Annotated in this window: 20 protein-coding genes; 3 read left to right on the forward strand and 17 right to left on the reverse strand. The window is 44.5% G+C overall.

Features of this window, described 5'->3' with window-relative positions:
• Nucleotides 1-30 precede the first annotated feature (30 nt).
• Nucleotides 31-120 (reverse strand): cytochrome bd-I oxidase subunit CydH, encoded by a 90-nt coding sequence (gene cydH, locus OC193_RS10610; RefSeq protein ID WP_102432550.1) that lies wholly within the window; start codon nt 118-120, stop codon nt 31-33.
• A 145-nt stretch (nt 121-265) separates the two neighbouring features.
• Here cydH and OC193_RS10615 point away from each other — a divergent pair, with 145 nt between their 5' ends.
• Nucleotides 266-859 (forward strand): outer membrane beta-barrel domain protein, encoded by a 594-nt coding sequence (locus OC193_RS10615; protein WP_048659707.1) that lies wholly within the window; start codon nt 266-268, stop codon nt 857-859.
• A gap of 94 nt (nt 860-953) precedes the next feature.
• Here OC193_RS10615 and OC193_RS10620 read toward each other — a convergent pair whose 3' ends face one another.
• From OC193_RS10620 to yceD, 15 genes are all read right to left on the reverse strand, one after another.
• A complete protein-coding gene (locus OC193_RS10620) occupies nt 954-1,358 on the reverse strand; it encodes a hypothetical protein (RefSeq protein WP_048662083.1) in 405 nt (134 codons plus the stop codon).
• 228 nt (nt 1,359-1,586) lie between these two features.
• Nucleotides 1,587-3,017, reverse strand: coding sequence for a PTS glucose transporter subunit IIBC (gene ptsG / locus OC193_RS10625; protein WP_017062145.1), 1,431 nt, complete (start codon nt 3,015-3,017; stop codon nt 1,587-1,589).
• Between the two features lie 445 nt (nt 3,018-3,462).
• Complete coding sequence (locus OC193_RS10630; protein WP_048662081.1) at nt 3,463-4,230, reverse strand: TatD family hydrolase; 768 nt, start codon at nt 4,228-4,230, stop codon at nt 3,463-3,465.
• The gene (locus OC193_RS10635; protein WP_048662080.1) at nt 4,221-5,186 is read right to left on the reverse strand and encodes a DNA polymerase III subunit delta'; all 966 of its coding nucleotides are present in this window, start codon (nt 5,184-5,186) and stop codon (nt 4,221-4,223) included. Before OC193_RS10635 ends, OC193_RS10630 begins: the two co-directional genes overlap by 10 nt.
• Nucleotides 5,187-5,192: 6 nt before the next feature.
• Nucleotides 5,193-5,825 (reverse strand): dTMP kinase, encoded by a 633-nt coding sequence (gene tmk / locus OC193_RS10640; protein ID WP_048659711.1) that lies wholly within the window; start codon nt 5,823-5,825, stop codon nt 5,193-5,195.
• Between the two features lie 10 nt (nt 5,826-5,835).
• Complete coding sequence (mltG, locus tag OC193_RS10645; RefSeq protein WP_048662079.1) at nt 5,836-6,852, reverse strand: endolytic transglycosylase MltG; 1,017 nt, start codon at nt 6,850-6,852, stop codon at nt 5,836-5,838.
• Nucleotides 6,849-7,727, reverse strand: a complete 879-nt coding sequence (gene pabC, locus OC193_RS10650; RefSeq protein WP_048662078.1) for an aminodeoxychorismate lyase — start codon at nt 7,725-7,727, stop codon at nt 6,849-6,851. Before pabC ends, mltG begins: the two co-directional genes overlap by 4 nt.
• A 104-nt stretch (nt 7,728-7,831) precedes the next feature.
• Entirely contained in the window at nt 7,832-9,076 is a 1,245-nt protein-coding gene (gene fabF / locus OC193_RS10655; RefSeq protein WP_019821243.1) for a beta-ketoacyl-ACP synthase II, read from the reverse strand.
• A gap of 93 nt (nt 9,077-9,169) precedes the next feature.
• The gene (gene acpP / locus OC193_RS10660) at nt 9,170-9,403 is read right to left on the reverse strand and encodes an acyl carrier protein (RefSeq protein WP_004737381.1); all 234 of its coding nucleotides are present in this window, start codon (nt 9,401-9,403) and stop codon (nt 9,170-9,172) included.
• A 166-nt stretch (nt 9,404-9,569) separates the two neighbouring features.
• The gene (gene fabG / locus OC193_RS10665; protein WP_029235138.1) at nt 9,570-10,304 is read right to left on the reverse strand and encodes a 3-oxoacyl-ACP reductase FabG; all 735 of its coding nucleotides are present in this window, start codon (nt 10,302-10,304) and stop codon (nt 9,570-9,572) included.
• A 24-nt stretch (nt 10,305-10,328) separates the two neighbouring features.
• On the reverse strand, nt 10,329-11,252 hold the full coding sequence (gene fabD / locus OC193_RS10670) for an ACP S-malonyltransferase (RefSeq protein WP_048659714.1): 924 nt from the start codon (nt 11,250-11,252) through the stop codon (nt 10,329-10,331).
• Nucleotides 11,253-11,332: 80 nt separating this feature from the next.
• Nucleotides 11,333-12,283, reverse strand: coding sequence for a beta-ketoacyl-ACP synthase III (locus tag OC193_RS10675; RefSeq protein ID WP_010437276.1), 951 nt, complete (start codon nt 12,281-12,283; stop codon nt 11,333-11,335).
• Between the two features lie 5 nt (nt 12,284-12,288).
• Nucleotides 12,289-13,314, reverse strand: coding sequence for a phosphate acyltransferase PlsX (gene plsX, locus OC193_RS10680; protein ID WP_017062152.1), 1,026 nt, complete (start codon nt 13,312-13,314; stop codon nt 12,289-12,291).
• A gap of 9 nt (nt 13,315-13,323) precedes the next feature.
• Complete coding sequence (gene rpmF / locus OC193_RS10685; RefSeq protein WP_004737376.1) at nt 13,324-13,494, reverse strand: 50S ribosomal protein L32; 171 nt, start codon at nt 13,492-13,494, stop codon at nt 13,324-13,326.
• 35 nt (nt 13,495-13,529) lie between these two features.
• The gene (gene yceD, locus OC193_RS10690) at nt 13,530-14,057 is read right to left on the reverse strand and encodes a 23S rRNA accumulation protein YceD (protein ID WP_046222705.1); all 528 of its coding nucleotides are present in this window, start codon (nt 14,055-14,057) and stop codon (nt 13,530-13,532) included.
• 149 nt (nt 14,058-14,206) lie between these two features.
• Between yceD and OC193_RS10695 the strand changes: the two genes are divergently transcribed.
• Complete coding sequence (locus OC193_RS10695) at nt 14,207-14,788, forward strand: Maf family protein (protein WP_048659716.1); 582 nt, start codon at nt 14,207-14,209, stop codon at nt 14,786-14,788.
• A gap of 283 nt (nt 14,789-15,071) precedes the next feature.
• Here OC193_RS10695 and rluC read toward each other — a convergent pair whose 3' ends face one another.
• The gene (rluC, locus tag OC193_RS10700; protein ID WP_048659718.1) at nt 15,072-16,016 is read right to left on the reverse strand and encodes a 23S rRNA pseudouridine(955/2504/2580) synthase RluC; all 945 of its coding nucleotides are present in this window, start codon (nt 16,014-16,016) and stop codon (nt 15,072-15,074) included.
• 618 nt (nt 16,017-16,634) lie between these two features.
• On the opposite strand from rluC, the gene rne reads away from it, so the two are divergent.
• Nucleotides 16,635-19,736: a ribonuclease E gene (gene rne / locus OC193_RS10705; protein WP_048662077.1), complete on the forward strand. Its 3,102-nt coding sequence runs from the start codon at nt 16,635-16,637 to the stop codon at nt 19,734-19,736.
• The last annotated feature ends 70 nt before the right edge of the window (nt 19,737-19,806 follow it).

Genomic DNA, 19,806 nt, shown 5'->3' on the forward strand with positions numbered 1-19,806 from the left:
TATAAAAACTCAGCCTCGAATTGGAAGGTATTAACTACCAATCGCAATAAAGCCAAATGAAAGAATGACTGTGTAGATAAACGCTGTTATTTGTAGGGCATTTTTCAGATTATGGTCCATAGACACCTCTGGCTTATTATTAATTTGTCGAGTCTCTATTTAAGTACTATCAGGTGTGTGAAGTATCTTCAAGAATCGTCGAAATTAGTCGCACAATATTGATGTAACCATCACAATTAGTAAGTGTATGGATAAGGATATACTCATGAATAACAAAGCAAATATGATGGCACTGATTGCGTTTCTCTCCGTTTCAAGCGCACATGCTTCGCCGGAGATCATCATTACTCCGATGGTGGGTTATACCGGCGGTGGCAGTGTCGAAGACCAGGACGGTAAAACCTATGACATGAAAGGCTCTGAAAACTACACCTTTGCAATTGAAACGCCACTTGAAAAAGGACGCATCGGCTTCTTCTATTCCAATCAGAGCTCGGAATTAGAAACACTCAACCTAAGCTCCTCCATCCAATACCTACACTTTCAAAGTAGCATCTACTACCCGGCCTCCCCCGTGTTGTCGGGTTATCTAGGGTTAGGTCTTGGGGCTTCTTACGTCGATGTAGACTGGGCAAAAGATAAGTATGGGTTCTCAACCTCAATCTTTGGTGGCTTAGAGTACAAATTTAGTGATCGATTAGCGTTGAACACACAAGTACGTTGGTTAGGTACCGTCGTGGATAACGACACAACTGGCGTGTGTAACATCCCAAGCAATGGACAAGAGTGCATTATTCGCTTTGATACCGACTGGATGAACCAATTCCAAGCCAATATCGGACTCAGTTTTACTTTCTAAGCGGCTCAATGAAGCAAAAATATAAGATCGGCCCAAATGAAAAAACCAGCTAAGTGCTGGTTTTTTTTCATTATTAAAACGGTTTCGGTTCAGATTAGAACTTGTAGGTAACACCTAAAGCGCCACCTACTTGCAACTCAACACCTTTATACATATCGATCTCAGGGTGCACTTGTGCGTAAGCATTCCAACCTTCGTAGAAGTTCACTTTTACGCCTAACGGCAAGCGTAAGCCAAAGTCGTCATTCCATTCAGCCCAAGCACCCGCACCGACGTACCAACTCAATGGAGCTTCAGTCTCGAACTGACCACGCTTCCAAATGTAGTCAAATGCAGCGCCGTCATTACCGATCGTAGCACGGTATTTCTGATCAAATTCCACAACGACACTCAGGTCTTGGTCAATGGCAAGTCCAACTTCCAAAGCTGGAGCTTCAGAAGCGTGAGCAAACGAGGCTCCGCTGCAGCACATAAGGCCGATCAAGTAACGATGTTTCATAATATTCTCAGACTGTGTTTAAAAGCGGTAGTTTACTGGAATAATAACGAAAGGTGTCATCGCTAGGTAAAAGATAAAAGACACGAAAAATTTAAGAGCAACCATCAACTGATCGAGTTGAATGATAAGTATCTGAGTTAATGGAAATTAAGCATAATAGGTCTTTCATAGAGCTGAAAATAAAAAAGGAGGCCTTTCGGCCTCCTTTCAATTTATTGAATCAGTGAATTAACCGTTGTTACGGATCCACTCATCCATGTCTGTCTTAAGGTTGTCAGACTTAGTACCGAAGATAGCTTGTACGCCACCAGCAACTACAACAACACCTGCAGCGCCTAGTTTCTTCAGTTTGTCTTGGTCAACAAGAGCTGTATCAGCTACTGCAACACGTAGACGAGTAATACAAGCGTCAAGACCAGTGATGTTCGCTTTGCCACCGAACGCAGCAACTAGCTCACCAGCAAGTTCAGAACCAGTCGCAACTGACTCTTCTTCAGTCTCGTCTTCACGGCCTGGAGTTTTAAGGTCTAGAGCTTTAATCACAGTGCGGAATACGATGTAGTAAATTGCAGCGTAAGCAATACCACATACAACCATTAGGCCCATCTTAGACGCGTTGCCAGATAGAACTAGGAAGTCGATTAGACCGTGTGAGAAAGATGTACCGTGAACAAAACCTAGAGTGTTCGCAAGAACGTATGCAGAACCAGCTAGTAGAGCGTGGATTGCGTACAGTACTGGAGCAACGAATAGGAAAGAGAATTCGATTGGTTCAGTGATACCCGTTAGGAATGAAGTCAACGCAGCAGAAGCCATGATGCCCATTACTTTAGCGCGGTTTTCAGGCTTAGCTGAGTGTGCAATCGCGATTGCAGCAGCAGGTAGACCGAACATCTTGAACATGTAACCACCAGCTAGCTGACCGAAGCCATTGCCCGCTGCACGAGATGCGTCATCAGCAACTAGGTAACAAGTAAGAACACCGTTTTGAGTTTCGCCAGCAGCGTTTACACAAGTACCAGCTTCAAAGAAGAAAGGTACGTTCCAAACGTGGTGAAGACCAAATGGAATTAGAGAACGCTCAACGATACCGTAGATACCAAACGCCACTTGTGGGTTTTGGTGAGCAGCCCAATCAGAGAACGCAGAGATAGCGCCGCCAACTGGTGGCCATACTACAGATAGTAGGATTGCTAGACCAATCGCAGAGAAACCTGTGATGATTGGCACAGCACGCTTACCAGCGAAGAAGCCAAGGTACTCTGGTAGTTGAATACGGAAGAAACGGTTGAATGCCCAAGCAGCAACACCACCGACTAGGATACCACCTAGTACACCAGTATCGATTTTATCAACGCCCATTACACCAGCCATTACGCCAAGTGTAGCAGTCATGATGCCGTAACCAACGATAGCAGCTAGACCAGCCACACCATCGTTGTTAGTAAAGCCAAGTGCAACACCTACTGCGAACAGTAGTGCCATTTGACCAAATACTGAACCACCAGCTTGTTCCATTAAGTTTGAAACGATTTCTGGAATGAAAGGAAGATCTGCTGCACCGACACCTAGCAAAATACCCGCAACTGGTAAAACTGATACTGGAAGCATCAGAGACTTACCAACTTTCTGCAGGCTAGCAAAAAGGTTCTTAAACATGTTTATGCTCCTGATAAAGATAAAATAATTATATGGGTTCTAACGGCACACCCCCGTAGCCTATATGTTAGCACCCTGCGAAAATGTAACCATGTATTGCATTATATTTTCTGCCGCTAAATATATATTGATGGGGAACTAACTTTCTAGTCACTTACGAAATTTAGTTTCAAAACACGTCTTGGATCACATGTCAAATCTAGAAAATGCAATGCTTTACAACTGCTTAATTCATTGAAATACATGGGTATTTTTCAAGAGCCCTATTATTTTACTGGGTAAATAAAATAGGAGCTAATGTTATTTTTAGTAACAAAATTACAAATGTTATAATTAGCGCTCTCAAGTTCAACATAATTCGTAAACATTAAAAAAAAACGCATTTTTGGTGATCAAAAACACAAAAAGGGAGCTTTCGCTCCCTTTTATTTGCTTAGTTAGATTTTTATCGCAAAAAAAGTTTCTGGTAATTTTTGGTCGTTTGTTCAGCAACCTCTTTCATTGACAAGCCTTTCAATTGTGCAATATAGGCGGCAACTTCTACGACATATGCAGGCTGATTCTGCTTGCCACGATATGGAATTGGCGCTAAATATGGAGAATCTGTCTCGATCAATAGCCTATCGAGAGGAAGCTTCCTAACAACTTCTTTGAGTTCTGTAGCTTGTTTGAAGGTCACAATACCTGAAATTGAGATATAAAAACCTAACTCCATTGCCGCTTCAGCGAACGCTTGATCTTCAGTAAAGCAATGAATAACACCACCACACATCTCAGCTCCGCCATCACGTAAAATAGCCAATGTGTCTTCACGTGCGTTACGAGTGTGGATGATCAAAGGTTTATTAAGCTCAACGGCCAATTCAACATGCTGCTTAAATCGTAGCTGTTGTAGCTCTGCAGTCTCTGGTTGATAGTGATAATCTAAACCTGTCTCACCAATCGCCACCACTTTAGGGTTACTCGCGTACTCACGCATTGTCTCTAGACAGAAATCACTTTCAACATCGAGAGGGTGAACGCCACAAGAGGCTTTAACGTTATCAAACGGCGAGATCATCTCGAGCATATTTTCAAACGAATTCAGTGTCACACCAACAGACAACAGCTGGTCTACGTTTGCTGCCTTCGCTTTGTTCACAACGTCTTCTACGCTTGTGTGTAAATCTTGATAATCCAATTTGTCTAAATGACAGTGGGAATCTACGAACATGTTTCCTCGCAAGTGGCTATCAGCCAATTCATTATGAGTAGCTCCGTATTGAGCCCAGGGTGTTGCTTTAACTGCTCAATCAATATCAGCAGTTTATTCGATACTGCGTAAGCACTTTGATAAGACATCACCTCAACCAGAGCTTTCGCGCTCGGAGTGATAGCCTGATTCGCCAAACCAAAATGCAGCTTCTGTACATCTGACAATAAATGCCAAAGCCAGCCAAGTTGAATCAAAGGGTCTTTGCTAAGCTCTGTCGAGAATTTTAGCATGTCAGGTTGAGTGCCCTTAATGACATTAACAAAGCCATCAAGCGCTTTGGTCGAAGCCTCTACCCCACCCTGCTCAAACATCGCCTTTGCTTTTAAAGGCGCGTTGTCATTAAGCGCTAAAATATATTGTGGGACAGCCTTACCAACTTCACCATCTAACCAAGCAGACCCCACCTCCAACTGTGGGCTTACCACATTAAATTGTTGGCAACGGCTAATGATAGTCGGCATCAAACGGTTACTATTACGAGTAGAAAGAATGAAGATACATTTGCTTGATGGCTCTTCCAGAGTTTTCAGTAGTGCGTTGGAAGCCGATTCGTTCATTGCTTCAGCAGGGTTAAGCAAGATAACGCGCAAACCACCTAACTGAGAAGACTCTTGAGCCCAACGGTTACTGGCACGCACTTGATCAACCGTGATCGACTTACCTTCTTTCTCTGGTGAGATCACATGAAAATCAGGATGGCTGCCCGACTTCATTAATTCACAGCTGTGGCAAAACCCGCACGACTCGCTTTCATAGTTCGTACACATCAATGCGTCGGTAAGTTGGCTAATCAACGCATCAACGCCTAGCCCTTCCGGCGCATTAACAATTACAGAGTTAGGAAAACGCTCCGCATCGAGACTTTTTTTCCACTCACTCCATACCGGTGTGAGCCAAGAATACACTTCAGCCATGACTACCTACTGTTTATCGAGCCAAGCAGTTAGCGCGACTTTAATATCAGCGGCTACTTGCTCAATTTCTTGCTGCGCGTTAATCACAAGTACAGAATCATCTTGTTCTGCAATTTCTAGATAGCGCTCACGCGTACGGTCAAAAAACGAGATATCCATCTTTTCAATTCTATCTAGCTCACCACGACCTCTAGCACGCTCTAGCCCTACTCTAGGGTCTAGGTCCAAATATAGCGTTAGATCGGGTTTAAAGCCGCCTAGCGTGGTTGCTTTCAGTGATTCCATAGTAGTGCGTGCGATCTGGCGACCACCACCTTGGTATGCCTGTGAAGACATATCATGACGATCACCCAATACCCATTGACCACTGTCTAGTGCAGGCTTGATAACGTTTTCTACTAATTGAACACGTGCTGCGTACATCAGCAGCAACTCAGTCATGTCTTGAAGCTTCTCGCCTGCGTGCTCTTCTTTAACCAATGAACGCATCTTTTCAGCTAAGACAGTACCACCCGGCTCGCGAGTATTAACAATATCCTCAACACCCGATGCTTTTAATGTCTCAACGATGGCATTGATCGCTGTACTTTTGCCAGCGCCTTCAAGGCCTTCAACCACGATAAATTTCGACTGATTCATAATTATTTCTTTATCTGTTTTTTCTTAATTGTTTTAAGTAAGCTCGTACTGCACGGTTGTGCTCAGCCAAACTCTTTGAAAATACGTGCCCACCTGTTCCACTCGCGACAAAATAGAGATAGTTGCTCTTTTCTGGATTCAGAGCCGCATTAATTGACGCTCGACCTGCCATGGCAATCGGCGTTGGTGGCAAGCCACTCATTGTATAGGTGTTGTATGGCGTTGGCGTGCGTAAGTCTTTTTTACGGATATTGCCATCGTAGCTGTCACCCATGCCGTAGATAACCGTTGGGTCAGTTTGCAATCGCATACGCTTGTTCAGACGGTTAACAAATACAGAAGAGACACGCTCACGTTCTGACGCAACAGCGGTCTCTTTCTCAATGATAGACGCAAGAATTAACGCTTCGTATGGCGATTTAAGAGGAAGCTTATCCGCTCGATTTTCCCACTCTTCATTCACCACGCTCATTAGGTCGCGATGCGCGCGCTTCAACAAATCTAAATCAGTGGTGCCGTAGGTGTAATGATACGTTTCTGCTAAGAAAAGACCTTCTAGCTTCTCGTTTTCAATACCCAACTTTTCAGCGATCTCTTTTTCAGAAACGCCGTCCAACGTCTGTTGAATGAATTCGTTGTCTTTTAGCTGGACAAGCCATTCATCAAAGCGACTGCCTTCAACGAAGGTAATAGTGAATTGGTGCTCTTTGCCCTCAACAAGCACTTGTAGTGCCTGTTCTAATGTTAAACCCGGTTCAAGCAGGAAAGTCCCCGCTTTTACGTCTACAAGCTCAGGGTGTAATTTACGAATTAACTTCTCGTAAGGAGAAGCCTCAAAAAGCCCCTCCTTAATCAACTGGGCTAGAACGCGGTTAAAGCTGCTACCTGAAGCAACAGTCACGACTTGTGGTTTTTCTAATTGAATAACTTGTTTCAGGTTATCTTGTGCTTGGTTGTAAACATAAAAACCAGCAGCACCAGCTGCGATTAAGCACAAGATAATAAAAATAAATAACTTTTTGATCACGAGTTTAGTTGTCCTTGAAGGCTACGAGTAACGGTTCCAATGTTAAATTGGGTATCACTAATACGGGTAACTGGGGCAACCCCTAAAATGGAGTTGGTCATGAAAACCTCATCAGCTTGCATGAGTTGAGATAAGCAGTAGTCACTAATTGTAACGGAAAGTTCAGCTTGATTCAGCGCGGTTAACACTTGCTTACGCATAACCCCTGCTACACCACTTTGAGTGAGTTGAGGTGTGTATATCGCCTGACCTTTGCGCCAAAACAAGTTGGCCATTGTGGTTTCAATCACATTGCCCAAAATATCAAGAACCACACCATCCACTTCATTGGCTTGGTCCATTTCATCTTTCATCAAAATCTGCTCAAGACGATTATTATGCTTATGGCCAGCAAGTAGTGGGCTCAAACCTAGCGCTTGATGGCAAACACCGAGTTCAACACCAGAATATTGCAACGCTGAATAATGGCTTGGAAAATCGAAAGTACTGATGGTGACCGTAGGTTTAGCGATATTCTTGGTGCTGTAGCCACGCCCACCCGCTCCACGGCTAACGTGCAGCTTAATCCCTGCTTTTTCATTATGAGGTTTGTTTGCGTTATGGAACTTCTTTGAGCCAGAAAGGTTCTTTGTGCCATGAAGAGCGTTATGTTGGATGTGTTGAAGCGCAGTATCGAGCCAAGGACTAACAACATCCCAATCAAGAGCAGAAATGCGTAGCGCTTTCAGGCATTCATCTACACGATGCTGATGATCGTGAAAATGTTGAATCTGGCCACCTTTTACAAGCATGGTTGTAAAACAGCCGTCTCCGTACTGAAATGAGCGATCCAATATATCGACAGTTTGCTGGCTTTCTCCATCAACCCAAAACATGTTTTTCCCCATAAAAAGAAACGGCTCAATGCTAAAGCATCAAGCCGTTTAAAAACAAGTCTAATTGTGACTATCTACGAGTGTTTATGTCTTTAATAAGATGATTAAATCTTTTTGAAGATCAAACAGCCGTTTGTACCACCGAAACCGAATGAGTTACATGCAGCATATTCCATGTTGCTAACTTCACGCGCAGTGTGAGGTACTAAGTCAATATCTAAGCCTTCTTCAGGATCATCTAGGTTGATTGTTGGTGGAACAATTTGGTCAACCAGAGACATAGCCGTGATGATAGCTTCAGCAGAACCTGCAGCACCTAGAAGGTGACCAGTCATTGATTTCGTAGAAGAAACCAATACTTGCTTGCTGCCTGCTTCGCCAAGAGCACGCTTAATGCCCTTAACTTCCGCTACGTCACCCGCAGGAGTCGACGTACCGTGTGCGTTAACATAACCGATTTGTTCACCAGTAATGCCAGCATCACGCATAGCCGCTTCCATCGCTAGTGCGCCACCTGAGCCATCTTCACTTGGAGATGTCATATGGTAAGCGTCACCCGACATACCGAAGCCAACTAGCTCACAGTAAATCTTAGCGCCACGAGCTTTCGCATGTTCGTACTCTTCAAGAACCATCATGCCTGCACCGTCACCAAGAACGAAACCATCACGGCCTTTGTCCCATGGACGAGAAGCTTTTTGAGGCTCATCGTTACGAGTAGACAGTGCTTTAGCCGCACCAAAACCGCCCATACCTAGTGGTGTAGATGCTTTTTCAGCACCACCCGCTAGCATTGCGTCAGCATCGCCGTATGCAATCATACGAGCCGCGTGACCAATGTTATGTAGGCCAGTCGTACATGCAGTAGAAATCGCGATGTTTGGACCGCGTAGGCCACGCATGATAGACATGTGACCAGCAATCATATTCACGATCGTCGACGGTACGAAGAACGGGCTGATCTTACGAGGGCCTTTTTCAGTTAGAGCTTGGTGACCGGCTTCGATCAAACCAAGACCACCAATACCAGAACCGATAGCAACACCCACACGTGGAGCGTTTTCTTCAGTAATAGTTAGGGCTGAATCATCTAAAGCTTGAATACCTGCTGCGACGCCGTACTGGATGAACAAGTCCATCTTACGAGCATCTTTTTTAGTCATATACTCTTCGCAGTTAAAGTCTTTAACTAGACCTGCAAAACGAGTTGAGAAATTGGTTGCATCAAAGTGCTCGATATTAACGATACCACTTTGACCAGCTAGCAGGGCTTTCCAAGAAGATTCTACAGTGTTGCCTACCGGTGACAACATACCCATGCCAGTGACAACTACACGACGCTTGGACACGATTTTACACTCCGGGGATTGAGGTGATTTAAGATGAGGATAGATGAGTTAGATAAAACACAGGCGGTCGAGGTGACCGCCTGGGAGAGATTATTACTGAGCGCTAGTTACGTAATCGATAGCTGCTTGAACAGTAGTAATTTTCTCAGCTTCTTCATCTGGGATTTCAGTGTCGAATTCTTCTTCTAGAGCCATTACTAGCTCAACTGTGTCTAGAGAATCTGCACCTAGGTCATCAACGAAAGAAGCTTCGTTTTTAACTTCAGCTTCGTCTACACCTAGCTGTTCAACAATGATTTTCTTTACGCGTTCTTCGAGGTTGCTCATTTTTTCTTTTCCTTTACAGAGTTCGCTTTATGCGATGTTTTCCGTAGTTTATTCAATCTATTGAAAGTTGCAAGGTCAACTTTTCTGGTCAAACCACAATTTTCACGATTTTAACCGAAATTACGTATGATCTTGACTTAAATCATGCACAAATGTTGCACATAATTTACACCATGTACATACCGCCATTGACGTGAAGTGTTTCACCTGTGATATAAGCTGCCGCAGGTGACGCCAAAAATACCACAGCTTCAGCGATTTCGCGAGGGTCACCTAGTCGACCTGCTGGTACATTCGCCAAAGTTGCTGCACGTTGGTCATCATTTAGCGCTTTAGTCATGTCAGTTTCGATGAAACCAGGAGCTACAGTGTTCACTGTAACGCCACGAGACGCAACTTCACGAGCCATTGATTTAGTAAAACCAATTACGCCAGCTTTTGCAGCTGCGTAGTTAGCTTGACCAGCGTTACCCATAGTACCTACTACAGAACCAACGTTTACGATACGACCTTGACGCTTCTTCATCATGCCACGCAATACAGCTTTAGACATGCGGAAGATAGGCGTTAGGTTAGTGTCGATGATGTCATTCCATTCGTCGTCTTTCATACGCATAAGTAGGTTATCACGAGTGATACCTGCGTTGTTAACTAGAATGTCAATCGCACCGAATTCGTCGTTGATGGTTTTCAGTGTAGCAGCAATTGAGTCAGTATCCGTTACATTAAGAGCAAGACCTTTACCGTTCTCACCAAGGTACTCGCTGATTGCAGCAGCGCCGCCTTCAGATGTAGCAGTACCGATAACTTTAGCACCACGCTCAACTAAAAGTTCAGCGATTGCACGACCGATGCCACGGCTTGCGCCTGTAACTAGTGCAACTTTGCCTTCTAAATTCATCATAACTTCTCTATTAAGTGGTTATTACTTAGCAGCTTCTAGTGATGCAGTGTCATTAACTGCAGCAGCTGTCATAGTTTTTACTATTCGTTTTGTTAGACCAGTAAGAACTTTACCAGGGCCTAATTCAAGTAGCTTCTCAACGCCTTGCTCGTTCATCGCTTGTACACCTTCAGTCCAACGAACTGGGCTGTATAGCTGACGAACAAGTGCGTCTTTAATTTTTGCAGGGTCTGTTTCAGCAATAACATCAACGTTATTGATAACAGGCAGTGCTGGCGTGTTGAACTCTAGAGCTTCTAGAGCCACTGCTAGCTTGTCTGCTGCTGGCTTCATCAGTGCACAGTGAGACGGCACAGAAACAGGTAACGGAAGTGCACGCTTAGCGCCCGCTTCTTTACAAAGTGCACCAGCACGCTCTACTGCCGCTTTGTTACCCGCGATAACAACTTGGCCAGGAGAGTTAAAGTTAACTGGAGACACAACTTCGTCTTGCGCAGCTTCTTCACACGCTTTAGCAATCGCTTCATCGTCTAGACCAATGATTGCGTACATTGCACCAACACCAGCAGGGACCGCTTCTTGCATCAGTTGGCCACGTAGTTCAACCAGCTTGATCGCTTCTTTAAAGTCGATAACGCCCGCACATACGAGTGCAGAGTATTCGCCTAGGCTGTGACCTGCTAAGTTTACAGGTTGCTCTAGACCAAGCTCTTGCCATACACGCCAAATTGCAACAGACGCTGTTAATAGAGCCGGTTGAGTACGAAAAGTTTCATTTAGATTTTCTACTGGACCATCTTGAACCAATGCCCATAGATCGTAACCAAGTGCTTCTGAAGCTTCAGCAAATGTTTGTTTAACAACACCATACTGTTCGCCTAGGTCAGCAAGCATACCGATAGCTTGAGAGCCTTGGCCTGGGAATACGATAGCAAACTTGCTCATTGTAATTATCCTTTAAGCAAAGCAAAAAATTGAATAAGGCACATAAGTTATGTGCCTTGTTTGTTGATTATCGCTTGAGGTTAGAATTTAACTAACGCAGAACCCCAAGTGAAGCCGCCACCAAAGGCTTCAAGAAGAAGCGTTTGACCACGCTTAATTCGCCCGTCGCGAACAGCCTCATCAAGGGCCGTTGGTACGGTCGCTGCTGAAGTGTTGCCGTGCTTATCAAGGGTAATAACTACTTGATCAAGCGACATCGTCAGCTTTTTAGCCGTTGCCGAGATAATACGGTAGTTCGCTTGGTGTGGAACTAACCAATCAAGCTCTGACTTATCCATATTATTCGCAGCTAATGTGTCTTTAACTAGCTTAGAAAGCTGAGTTACCGCCACTTTAAATACTTCGTTGCCCGCCATGTGCAGCCATTTGTCTGCATCACCGCCGCGCTCTGGTACTTCTAGGCTTAGAAGCTCACCGTATTTACCGTCAGAGTAAATGTGAGTAGACAAAATACCTGGCTCTTCGCTTGCGCCTACAACCACCGCGCCTGCTGCATCACCAAATAGGATGATAGTAGAGCGGTCAGTCGGATCACAGGTTTTTGACAGTGCATCCGCACCAATTACCAAAACGTTCTTACACATGCCAGTCTTGATGTGTTGATCAGCAACAGACAGTGCGTAAACAAAACCAGAACACGCTGCAGCCAAATCAAACGCAGGGCAGCCTTTAATACCAAGCTTACCTTGTACCTGACATGCCGAAGACGGGAATGTGTGGCTACTGCTGGTTGTCGCAACGATGATTAAATCAATATCTTCTTTGTCGATACCTGCCATTTCAATGGCATTTTCAGCAGCGTAAAACGCCATATCAGCAACGGTTTCGTTTTCCGCTGAAATACGACGCTCTTTAATACCTGTTCTAGCAACAATCCACTCATCGCTAGTCTCTACCATTTTCTCTAAGTCTGCGTTTGTACGCACCTGAGATGGCAAGTAGCTGCCAGTACCTAAAATTTTGCTATACATGAAGACTAATAATGCCTCTCGAGTAAAACCGCTTCCAAACGATCGCTAATGCGGCTGGGGACTTGTCGTTTGACCTCGTGTACTGCTTCACCAATCGCGTTGACGACTGCAGACACATCAGCACTTCCATGACTTTTAATGACAATGCCGCGCAATCCTAACAAACTTGCGCCGTTATACTGGTCGGGGTTCAAGGTTTTTAATTCAGTAAATAGCTCAGAAAACAACATTCTGGCTATCCAACCCTTTATTGTTGAAGCCATCATGCGCGTTTTTAGCTTATCAATAAAGAGCTGAGCTGTACCTTCGCACGTTTTTAAGCAGACATTGCCCACAAAACCATCACATACGACGACATCAGCAGCATCTTGAAGTAATTGATTACCTTCAATATAGCCTATGAAGTTCACAGACTGAGTGTTCGACAACATTTCAGCGCATCGTTTTACAAGGTCATTACCTTTGATTTCTTCTGCACCGATATTCAAGATAGCGACACGTGGAGCGCGACCTAAATGTTGTTCCGCTAATGCACTGCCCATGACAGCAAACTGAAAGAGTGAATCCGCGTCACTAGACACGTTTGCCCCTAAATCAAGCATCCATGTGCGATTCCCTGATGCGGTAGGCAAAGCTGAAACCAATGCAGGTCTATCAATACCGGGGAGGAGCTTGAGTCGGAAACGAGATAAAGCCATCAGTGCGCCAGTATTACCACCACTCACACAAGCATCAGCCTGTGATTCGGCAACTAGATCGATAGCGGCACGCATAGAGCTACCCTGACTATTACGTAAGGCTAGTGAAGGTTTTTCAGAATTGGAAATAACTCGATCACAATGCTGGATACTCAAACGAGAATCAGGCATTCGACCTAATGAAGATAATTGAGATGTGATCGCGTTTCGATCACCTATGAGAATGACTTTTAGCTCTGGGAAATACGACAGTGCCTGCACGGCGGCAGGCACTGTTACACGAGGACCGAAGTCCCCGCCCATTGCATCAAGCGCAACGGTTAGATTTTGCAAAGGTCAACCTTACTTGTTGATAACCTTTTTGCCGCGGTAGAAACCTTCGGCAGTCACGTTGTGACGTAGGTGAGTTTCACCTGAAGTTGCGTCTACAGAAAGTGCAGCTGTAGTTAGTGCATCGTGTGAACGACGCATGCCACGCATTGAACGTGATTTCTTGCTCTTTTGTACGGCCATTGACCCTACTCCTATGTAAATTCTTAAAGAAGCAATTACTTCTTTAAGCTTTTTAAAACATCAAATGGATTCGGCTTTTTATCTTCCTCAATTTCTTCAGGAAGTTCACCAAATACCAAATTATTTGAGTTAACGCTACAGTCCGCATCGTCGTGCATTGCTATTTGTGGCAATCCAAGGATGAACTCGTCTTCAACTAATTGAATCAGGTCTAACTCACCGTACTCGTTCAGATCTACCAAATCGTACTCTTCCGGTGCTTCTTCTTCACTTTTCTCACTGTAAACAGGAGTATAAGTAAATTGGACATCGCACTCATGTGCGAAAACCTCATTACAACGTTGACACTCTAAATCGACTTCGACGTTAGCTTTACCAGAGATAACGACTAATCGTTGTTCATCAAGCCCAAATGACATTGAGACTTGCGCGTCACGTTTTACGCCTTCAGTTGCTTCGGTTAAACGCTTTAAAAGACTGACCTGAATGATACCATTCACATCGAGTCGTTTTTGAGCCGTTCTTGCCGGATCAACTGTACGCGGTATTTTTTCCTTTTGCATAGGGCGCGAATCTTATCTTCCAAATCATGTTTAGTCAAAGGAAATGGCAAAAAAAATGTACTTTCCTGCCTTTCCTATTCAGAGCATTATGAATAGCAGGACAAGTTACGTTATCCTGAGATAAATGCTTCCTTGAATTGTAAATTAAAATGAGAAATTACCAACTAGTTTTAGCCTCTACATCACCATTTAGGCAAGAGATCCTCAAAAAACTACAGTTAAGCTTCATTACAGCCAAGCCAGACTGCGATGAAACGCCGCTTCCAGAAGAGACACCTCAACAGTTAGTGATGCGCCTTGCCGAGGCCAAAGCTAAGTCGTGCATGGTACAACAACCAAGCTTGGTCATTGGTTCTGATCAGGTTTGTGTTATTGATGGAGAGATCATAGGTAAGCCTCATACTCGAGAAAAAGCAATTGAGCAGTTATCGCGCCAAAGCGGTAAGAGCATCACTTTCTATACTGGCCTTTCTGTTTGGAACAGCGAGACCAACAAAGCTGACACGCGTCTCGACACCTTCATTGTGCATTTCCGTGATTTAACCGAACAGCAGATCATCTCTTATGTTGAGAAGGAACAACCTTATTACTGCGCGGGCAGTTTTATGTGTGAAGGATTAGGTATCGCGTTGTTTAAACAGATGGAAGGCAAAGATCCGAACACCCTAATCGGTCTACCACTGATCGATTTAGTCGATATGTTAGGTGCCCAAGGGATGAGTGTGCTTTAACAGATACTGTCTCTTTGCTAGAGATTCCCTACTCCTTCCTTCGTCAGTCTAGGGAATGACGGAAACTAATAATAATTACAGTCCTGAGGGCTTCTAGTTATTTAGTCATTGGTAATTCAATGTGTCGTCATCCTCAAGAGCGAGAAACGAGCGGATTGGGGATCTCTTGCAACAAGCACAAACAAAAAAGGTTGACGATATTCGTCAACCTTTGTCATTTTCAGGTAGCTGATACGAAATCCTGAAAGAGTGTTCCCTTTCGCATCTCGTATCTCGTATCTTCTTAGATCTTACGCAATCCGGTCAGTGCTTTTTCTAGTCTTGCTTCCATTGGTGCAGAGATATCCATCTTCTCTTCGCTACCTGGGTGCGTGAACTTAATGTTTGCTGCGTGTAGGAACAAACGGTCCAGACCAACCTTACCCGTGTAAGCATCAAAACGACGATCACCGTAGCGATCATCCCAAGCAATTGGGTGGCCAGTATATTGAGTATGTACACGGATTTGGTGTGTACGCCCCGTAATTGGACTTGCTTGAACTAACGTCGCATCTTTGAATTTTTCTAAAACTCGAAAACGCGTCTCAGAGGCTTTACCGTTCGGGTTCACGCGAACAATACTGTTCACTTCATTTTTCAATAATGGAGCGTTAACAACCTTACAGCTGTTCTTCCATTCGCCCATGACTAAAGCGAAGTAATATTTTTGAACCGTTTTTTCACGGAACTGTGCTTGAAGGTGTCTTAGCGCCGAGCGCTTCTTAGCAACAAGCAGAATACCAGATGTATCTCTATCGATACGATGCACTAACTCTAGAAAACGAGCATCAGGACGAAGTGCACGCAACGCTTCGATTGCGCCAAACTTCAGCCCACTGCCACCATGAACGGCAGTACCCGAAGGTTTGTTTAGAATCAGCATGTGATCATCTTCATAAATGATGCACTGTTCTAATTCTGAGACCTTGTTGAGTTTCGTGCTTGGCACGTTCTCTTCTGTTTTCTCTTCAATAGTAACTGGAGGGATACGAACTAAATCGCCAGCTTTTAGTTTGTACTCAGCCTTGATACGTTTTTTGTTAACGCGGACTTCGCCTTTACGCACGATTCGGTAAATCATGCTTTTCGGGATGTTTTTTAATTGGTTGCGTAAGAAGTTATCAATACGCTGACCAGCCATATCTTCGTCAATGTCGACGAATTGGACTTGGGTTCTAATTTCGCTCATTGGGCTATTGTATCACTGTCACTTTTGATAATTGAGATTTTCTTAGCTCTATTCCGAACTTATTTATTCATAATCCCTGCCGATCTATCCTCAAATGCTCAATGAAGTTCTATATTTCTTTGATTCTTCGAACAAAAAAGCACCAAGATTCCTGCAAATTAAAATATCAATTGATAAATTATTTATAGACAGTGAGTTAGAGCTATCAAAACCCAAACAAAAACTGTTTTTTTTACAGCATTCCGACAAAGCAGATTGCTGTGTTTACCGACCGCTGCTATAGTTCACAGCTGCTATCAGTGGTTTGACTATTATTTAAACAGCTAACCATTCATAAGCAAGTAAATGAGTAGATAACTCAGATTAGACAGTGCTGCAATCGGCGTAAGACACGGTCAACTGAGTTCCTTATCGCTCTACTCACGTACGCTCATGTTGAGTATTCACCGCCACATCGCGGATCATAGGCTAACTCCCTATGATGACTGACGTGCCCCAGAGCATCCCTCTCCAGCCGGGAGGCTGCACCGATAAAGCCATGGGATCTGGCACCATGAGAAACGAAATAAAGCGATAAGAACAATGATGAAAATAAGAAAAGACAATGAGAATTTCTAAATGAAAAGAATGTTAATTAACGCAACTCAAAAAGAAGAGTTGCGTGTCGCTTTGGTTGATGGCCAGCGACTGTTCGATCTAGATATCGAAAGTCCAGGTCACGAGTCAAAGAAAGCGAATATCTACAAAGGACGTATTACCCGTATTGAACCAAGCCTAGAAGCGGCATTCGTTGATTACGGAGCAGAACGTCACGGTTTCCTCCCTCTTAAAGAAATTGCCCGCGAATACTTCCCTGAAGGTTATACATACCAAGGCCGTCCTAGCATTAAAGAAGTGCTAAAAGAAGGCCAAGAAGTAATCGTGCAAGTAGAGAAAGAAGAACGTGGTAGCAAAGGTGCTGCACTGACAACTTTCATCTCTTTGGCTGGTAGTTACTTAGTTCTTATGCCTAATAACCCTCGTGCTGGCGGTATTTCTCGCCGTATCGAAGGTGATGAACGCACTCAACTGAAAGCAGCATTAAGCACTCTTGAGCTTCCTCAAGGTATGGGCCTAATCGTGCGTACAGCGGGTGTTGGTAAAAGTGCAGAAGAGCTAGAGTGGGACCTGAATGTTCTATTGAATCACTGGGGCGCTATCAAGCAAGCTTCTGATTCAAATGCGGCTCCTTTCCTAATTCACCAAGAGAGTAACGTTATCGTTCGTGCGATTCGTGACTACCTACGTCGTGATATTGGCGAGATTCTAATCGACAGCAATACTATTTTTGAACGTGCACAAGCGCACATTCAATTAATACGCCCAGATTTCATGAATCGCGTTAAGAAATACGATGGTGAAGTACCACTATTCAGCCATTACCAGATTGAAAGCCAGATCGAATCTGCTTTCCAACGTGAAGTTCGCCTTCCATCTGGTGGTTCTATCGTAATCGACCCAACAGAAGCACTGACTTCTATCGATATCAACTCTGCTCGTGCAACAAAGGGCGGCGATATTGAAGAAACAGCACTTAACACTAACCTAGAAGCTGCCGATGAAATTGCACGTCAATTACGTCTACGTGACCTAGGTGGTCTTGTTGTAATCGACTTCATCGATATGACTCCGGTTCGCCACCAACGTGAAGTAGAAAGCCGTCTACGTGATGCCGTTCGTTTAGATCGCGCACGTGTTCAGATTGGTCGTATTTCTCGCTTTGGTCTTCTAGAGATGTCTCGTCAACGTTTGAGCCCATCACTAGCAGAAGCAAGCCACCACATTTGTCCTCGTTGTACAGGTACTGGTGTTGTTCGTGATAACGAATCTCTAGCACTGTCTGTTCTACGTTTGATCGAAGAAGAAGCTCTGAAAGACAACACAGCGCAAGTACTTGCAGTTGTGCCTGTGCCAATCGCTTCTTACCTTCTGAACGAAAAACGTCGCTCAGTAAACCACATCGAGAAGAACCAAGAAGTTAAGATCACTGTTGTTCCTAACTCAGACATGGAAACGCCGCATTTTGAGGTTATCCGTGTTCGTGAAGGTGAAGAGTTCGATCTACTGTCTTACTTGCTGCCGAACAAGCTAGAAGCTCTAAAAGAAGCGGAAAGCAAAGAGCCAGCTGAACAGACTATTCGTCCTAAGAAGATCGAAGAACCTGCTCTGAAAGGCTTTGCAGCTCCTGCTCAATCAGCACCAACTCCTGCTCCAGCACCTAAAGCTGTAGAAGAGAAGAAAGCTGAGCCAGCAGCGACTCAAGAACCAGGTCTAATTGGTCGTTTCTTCAAAGCTATCGGTAGCTTCTTATTCGGCTCTTCAACTCAAGAAGAGAAGAAAGAAGAAGAGAAGAAAGAAGAAGAAAAACCTAAGAACAATCGCAACAACGGCAACCGTCAACGCCGTGATCGTAACGATAACCGTCGTCGTAACCAACGTGGTGAACGTGGTGATAATCGTAACGAAAACCGCGACAACAAGCGCCGTCGTAAGCCAGTTCGTGATGAGAAGCCTGAAGAGCAAAAAGAAACAGCTCCACAGCAAACTCGTCAGCCTCGTAAGCCAAAGCAAGACCGTCGCAACAAGCCACGTGATGAGCAGAAGCAACGCGAAGAGCAAGCTCCATCTAAATTAGCAGAAGAGGGTCTACAGCTAGCGGCAGAAGCACAAGCAGGAAAACCGGAAGCGCCTAAGGCTAAACCTGAAGCGAAAGCAGCTAAGATTAAAGAGCGTCGTCAGCGTCGTAAACTGAACAAGCAAGTTCGTGTTAAAGACCAACAAGCTCAAGCTGAAGATAACGCTTCAAAAGAACAAGTTGTTGCTAAAGAACTATCTGTTTCAAAAGAACAGTCAGTAGCTCAAGAGCAAAAAGTTGCGGAACAAGTAGAAGCAACTCAAGCGAATGCAGAGCAAACTGAACAGGAAGAGCCGAAACAACGTCGTAACCGTCGTTCTCCACGTCACCTACGTGCAAGTGGTCAGCGTCGTCGTCGCGGTCGTGATCGTCGCCCTAACCCATTCCGCCTACGTAAAGGTGGTGTAGCTTCTCCTGAGATGGCTATGGGTAAAGTGATGCCTCGCTTCATTCCAAAACCTCACCACAAGCAGGCAAAACCTGAAGTGACTGAAGTTCAAGTAGCAGCTGAAGCTCAAACATCTGTTCAAGATCAGAATGTTGCTCTCGAGACGGCACCACAAAGCACAGTAGTAATGGCAGGCGGTTTCGCATGTCCTGAACTTGCAATGGGTAAAGTTATCATCCGCCGTGAAGATGCTGCTGTTGAAGCTCAAGTAACTGAGACTCCTGCTGTAGTTGCAGAAGCACAAAAAGTTGAAGCTCCGGTTGAAACTGTGAAAGCAGAAGAAGTCGTAGTTGAAGCACCAGTTGTTGAAACTGCTGTGGTTGAGCCAACAAAAGCAGTTGAAGCTCCTAAAGCTGAAAGTGCAAAAGTTGAAGAAGCACCTGTCGTAAAAGCAGAAGCTCCTAAAGCGGCACCAAAGGCAGCAGTTGCTAAGAAACAAGCCGGTTCACCAATGACTAAAGCTCCTGGTCCTCAAGAGATCAAAGAGATTGAAGTGATTGCAGCTCCGTTCCGCACTGAGCGTTTTGTATCGAAAGGTGCAGGCAGCCAGGCTGCGTCGAACAAAGCTGGCGCGGCGATGACTAAGCCAAACTACTAGTGATTACTGATAGATAATCGCAAGTAAATAGAATCAAAGGCTGCTTATTAAAGCAGCCTTTTTCATATCT

It is taken from the genome of Vibrio crassostreae, assembly GCF_024347415.1.
GTDB classification, from domain to species: Bacteria; Pseudomonadota; Gammaproteobacteria; order Enterobacterales; family Vibrionaceae; genus Vibrio; species Vibrio crassostreae.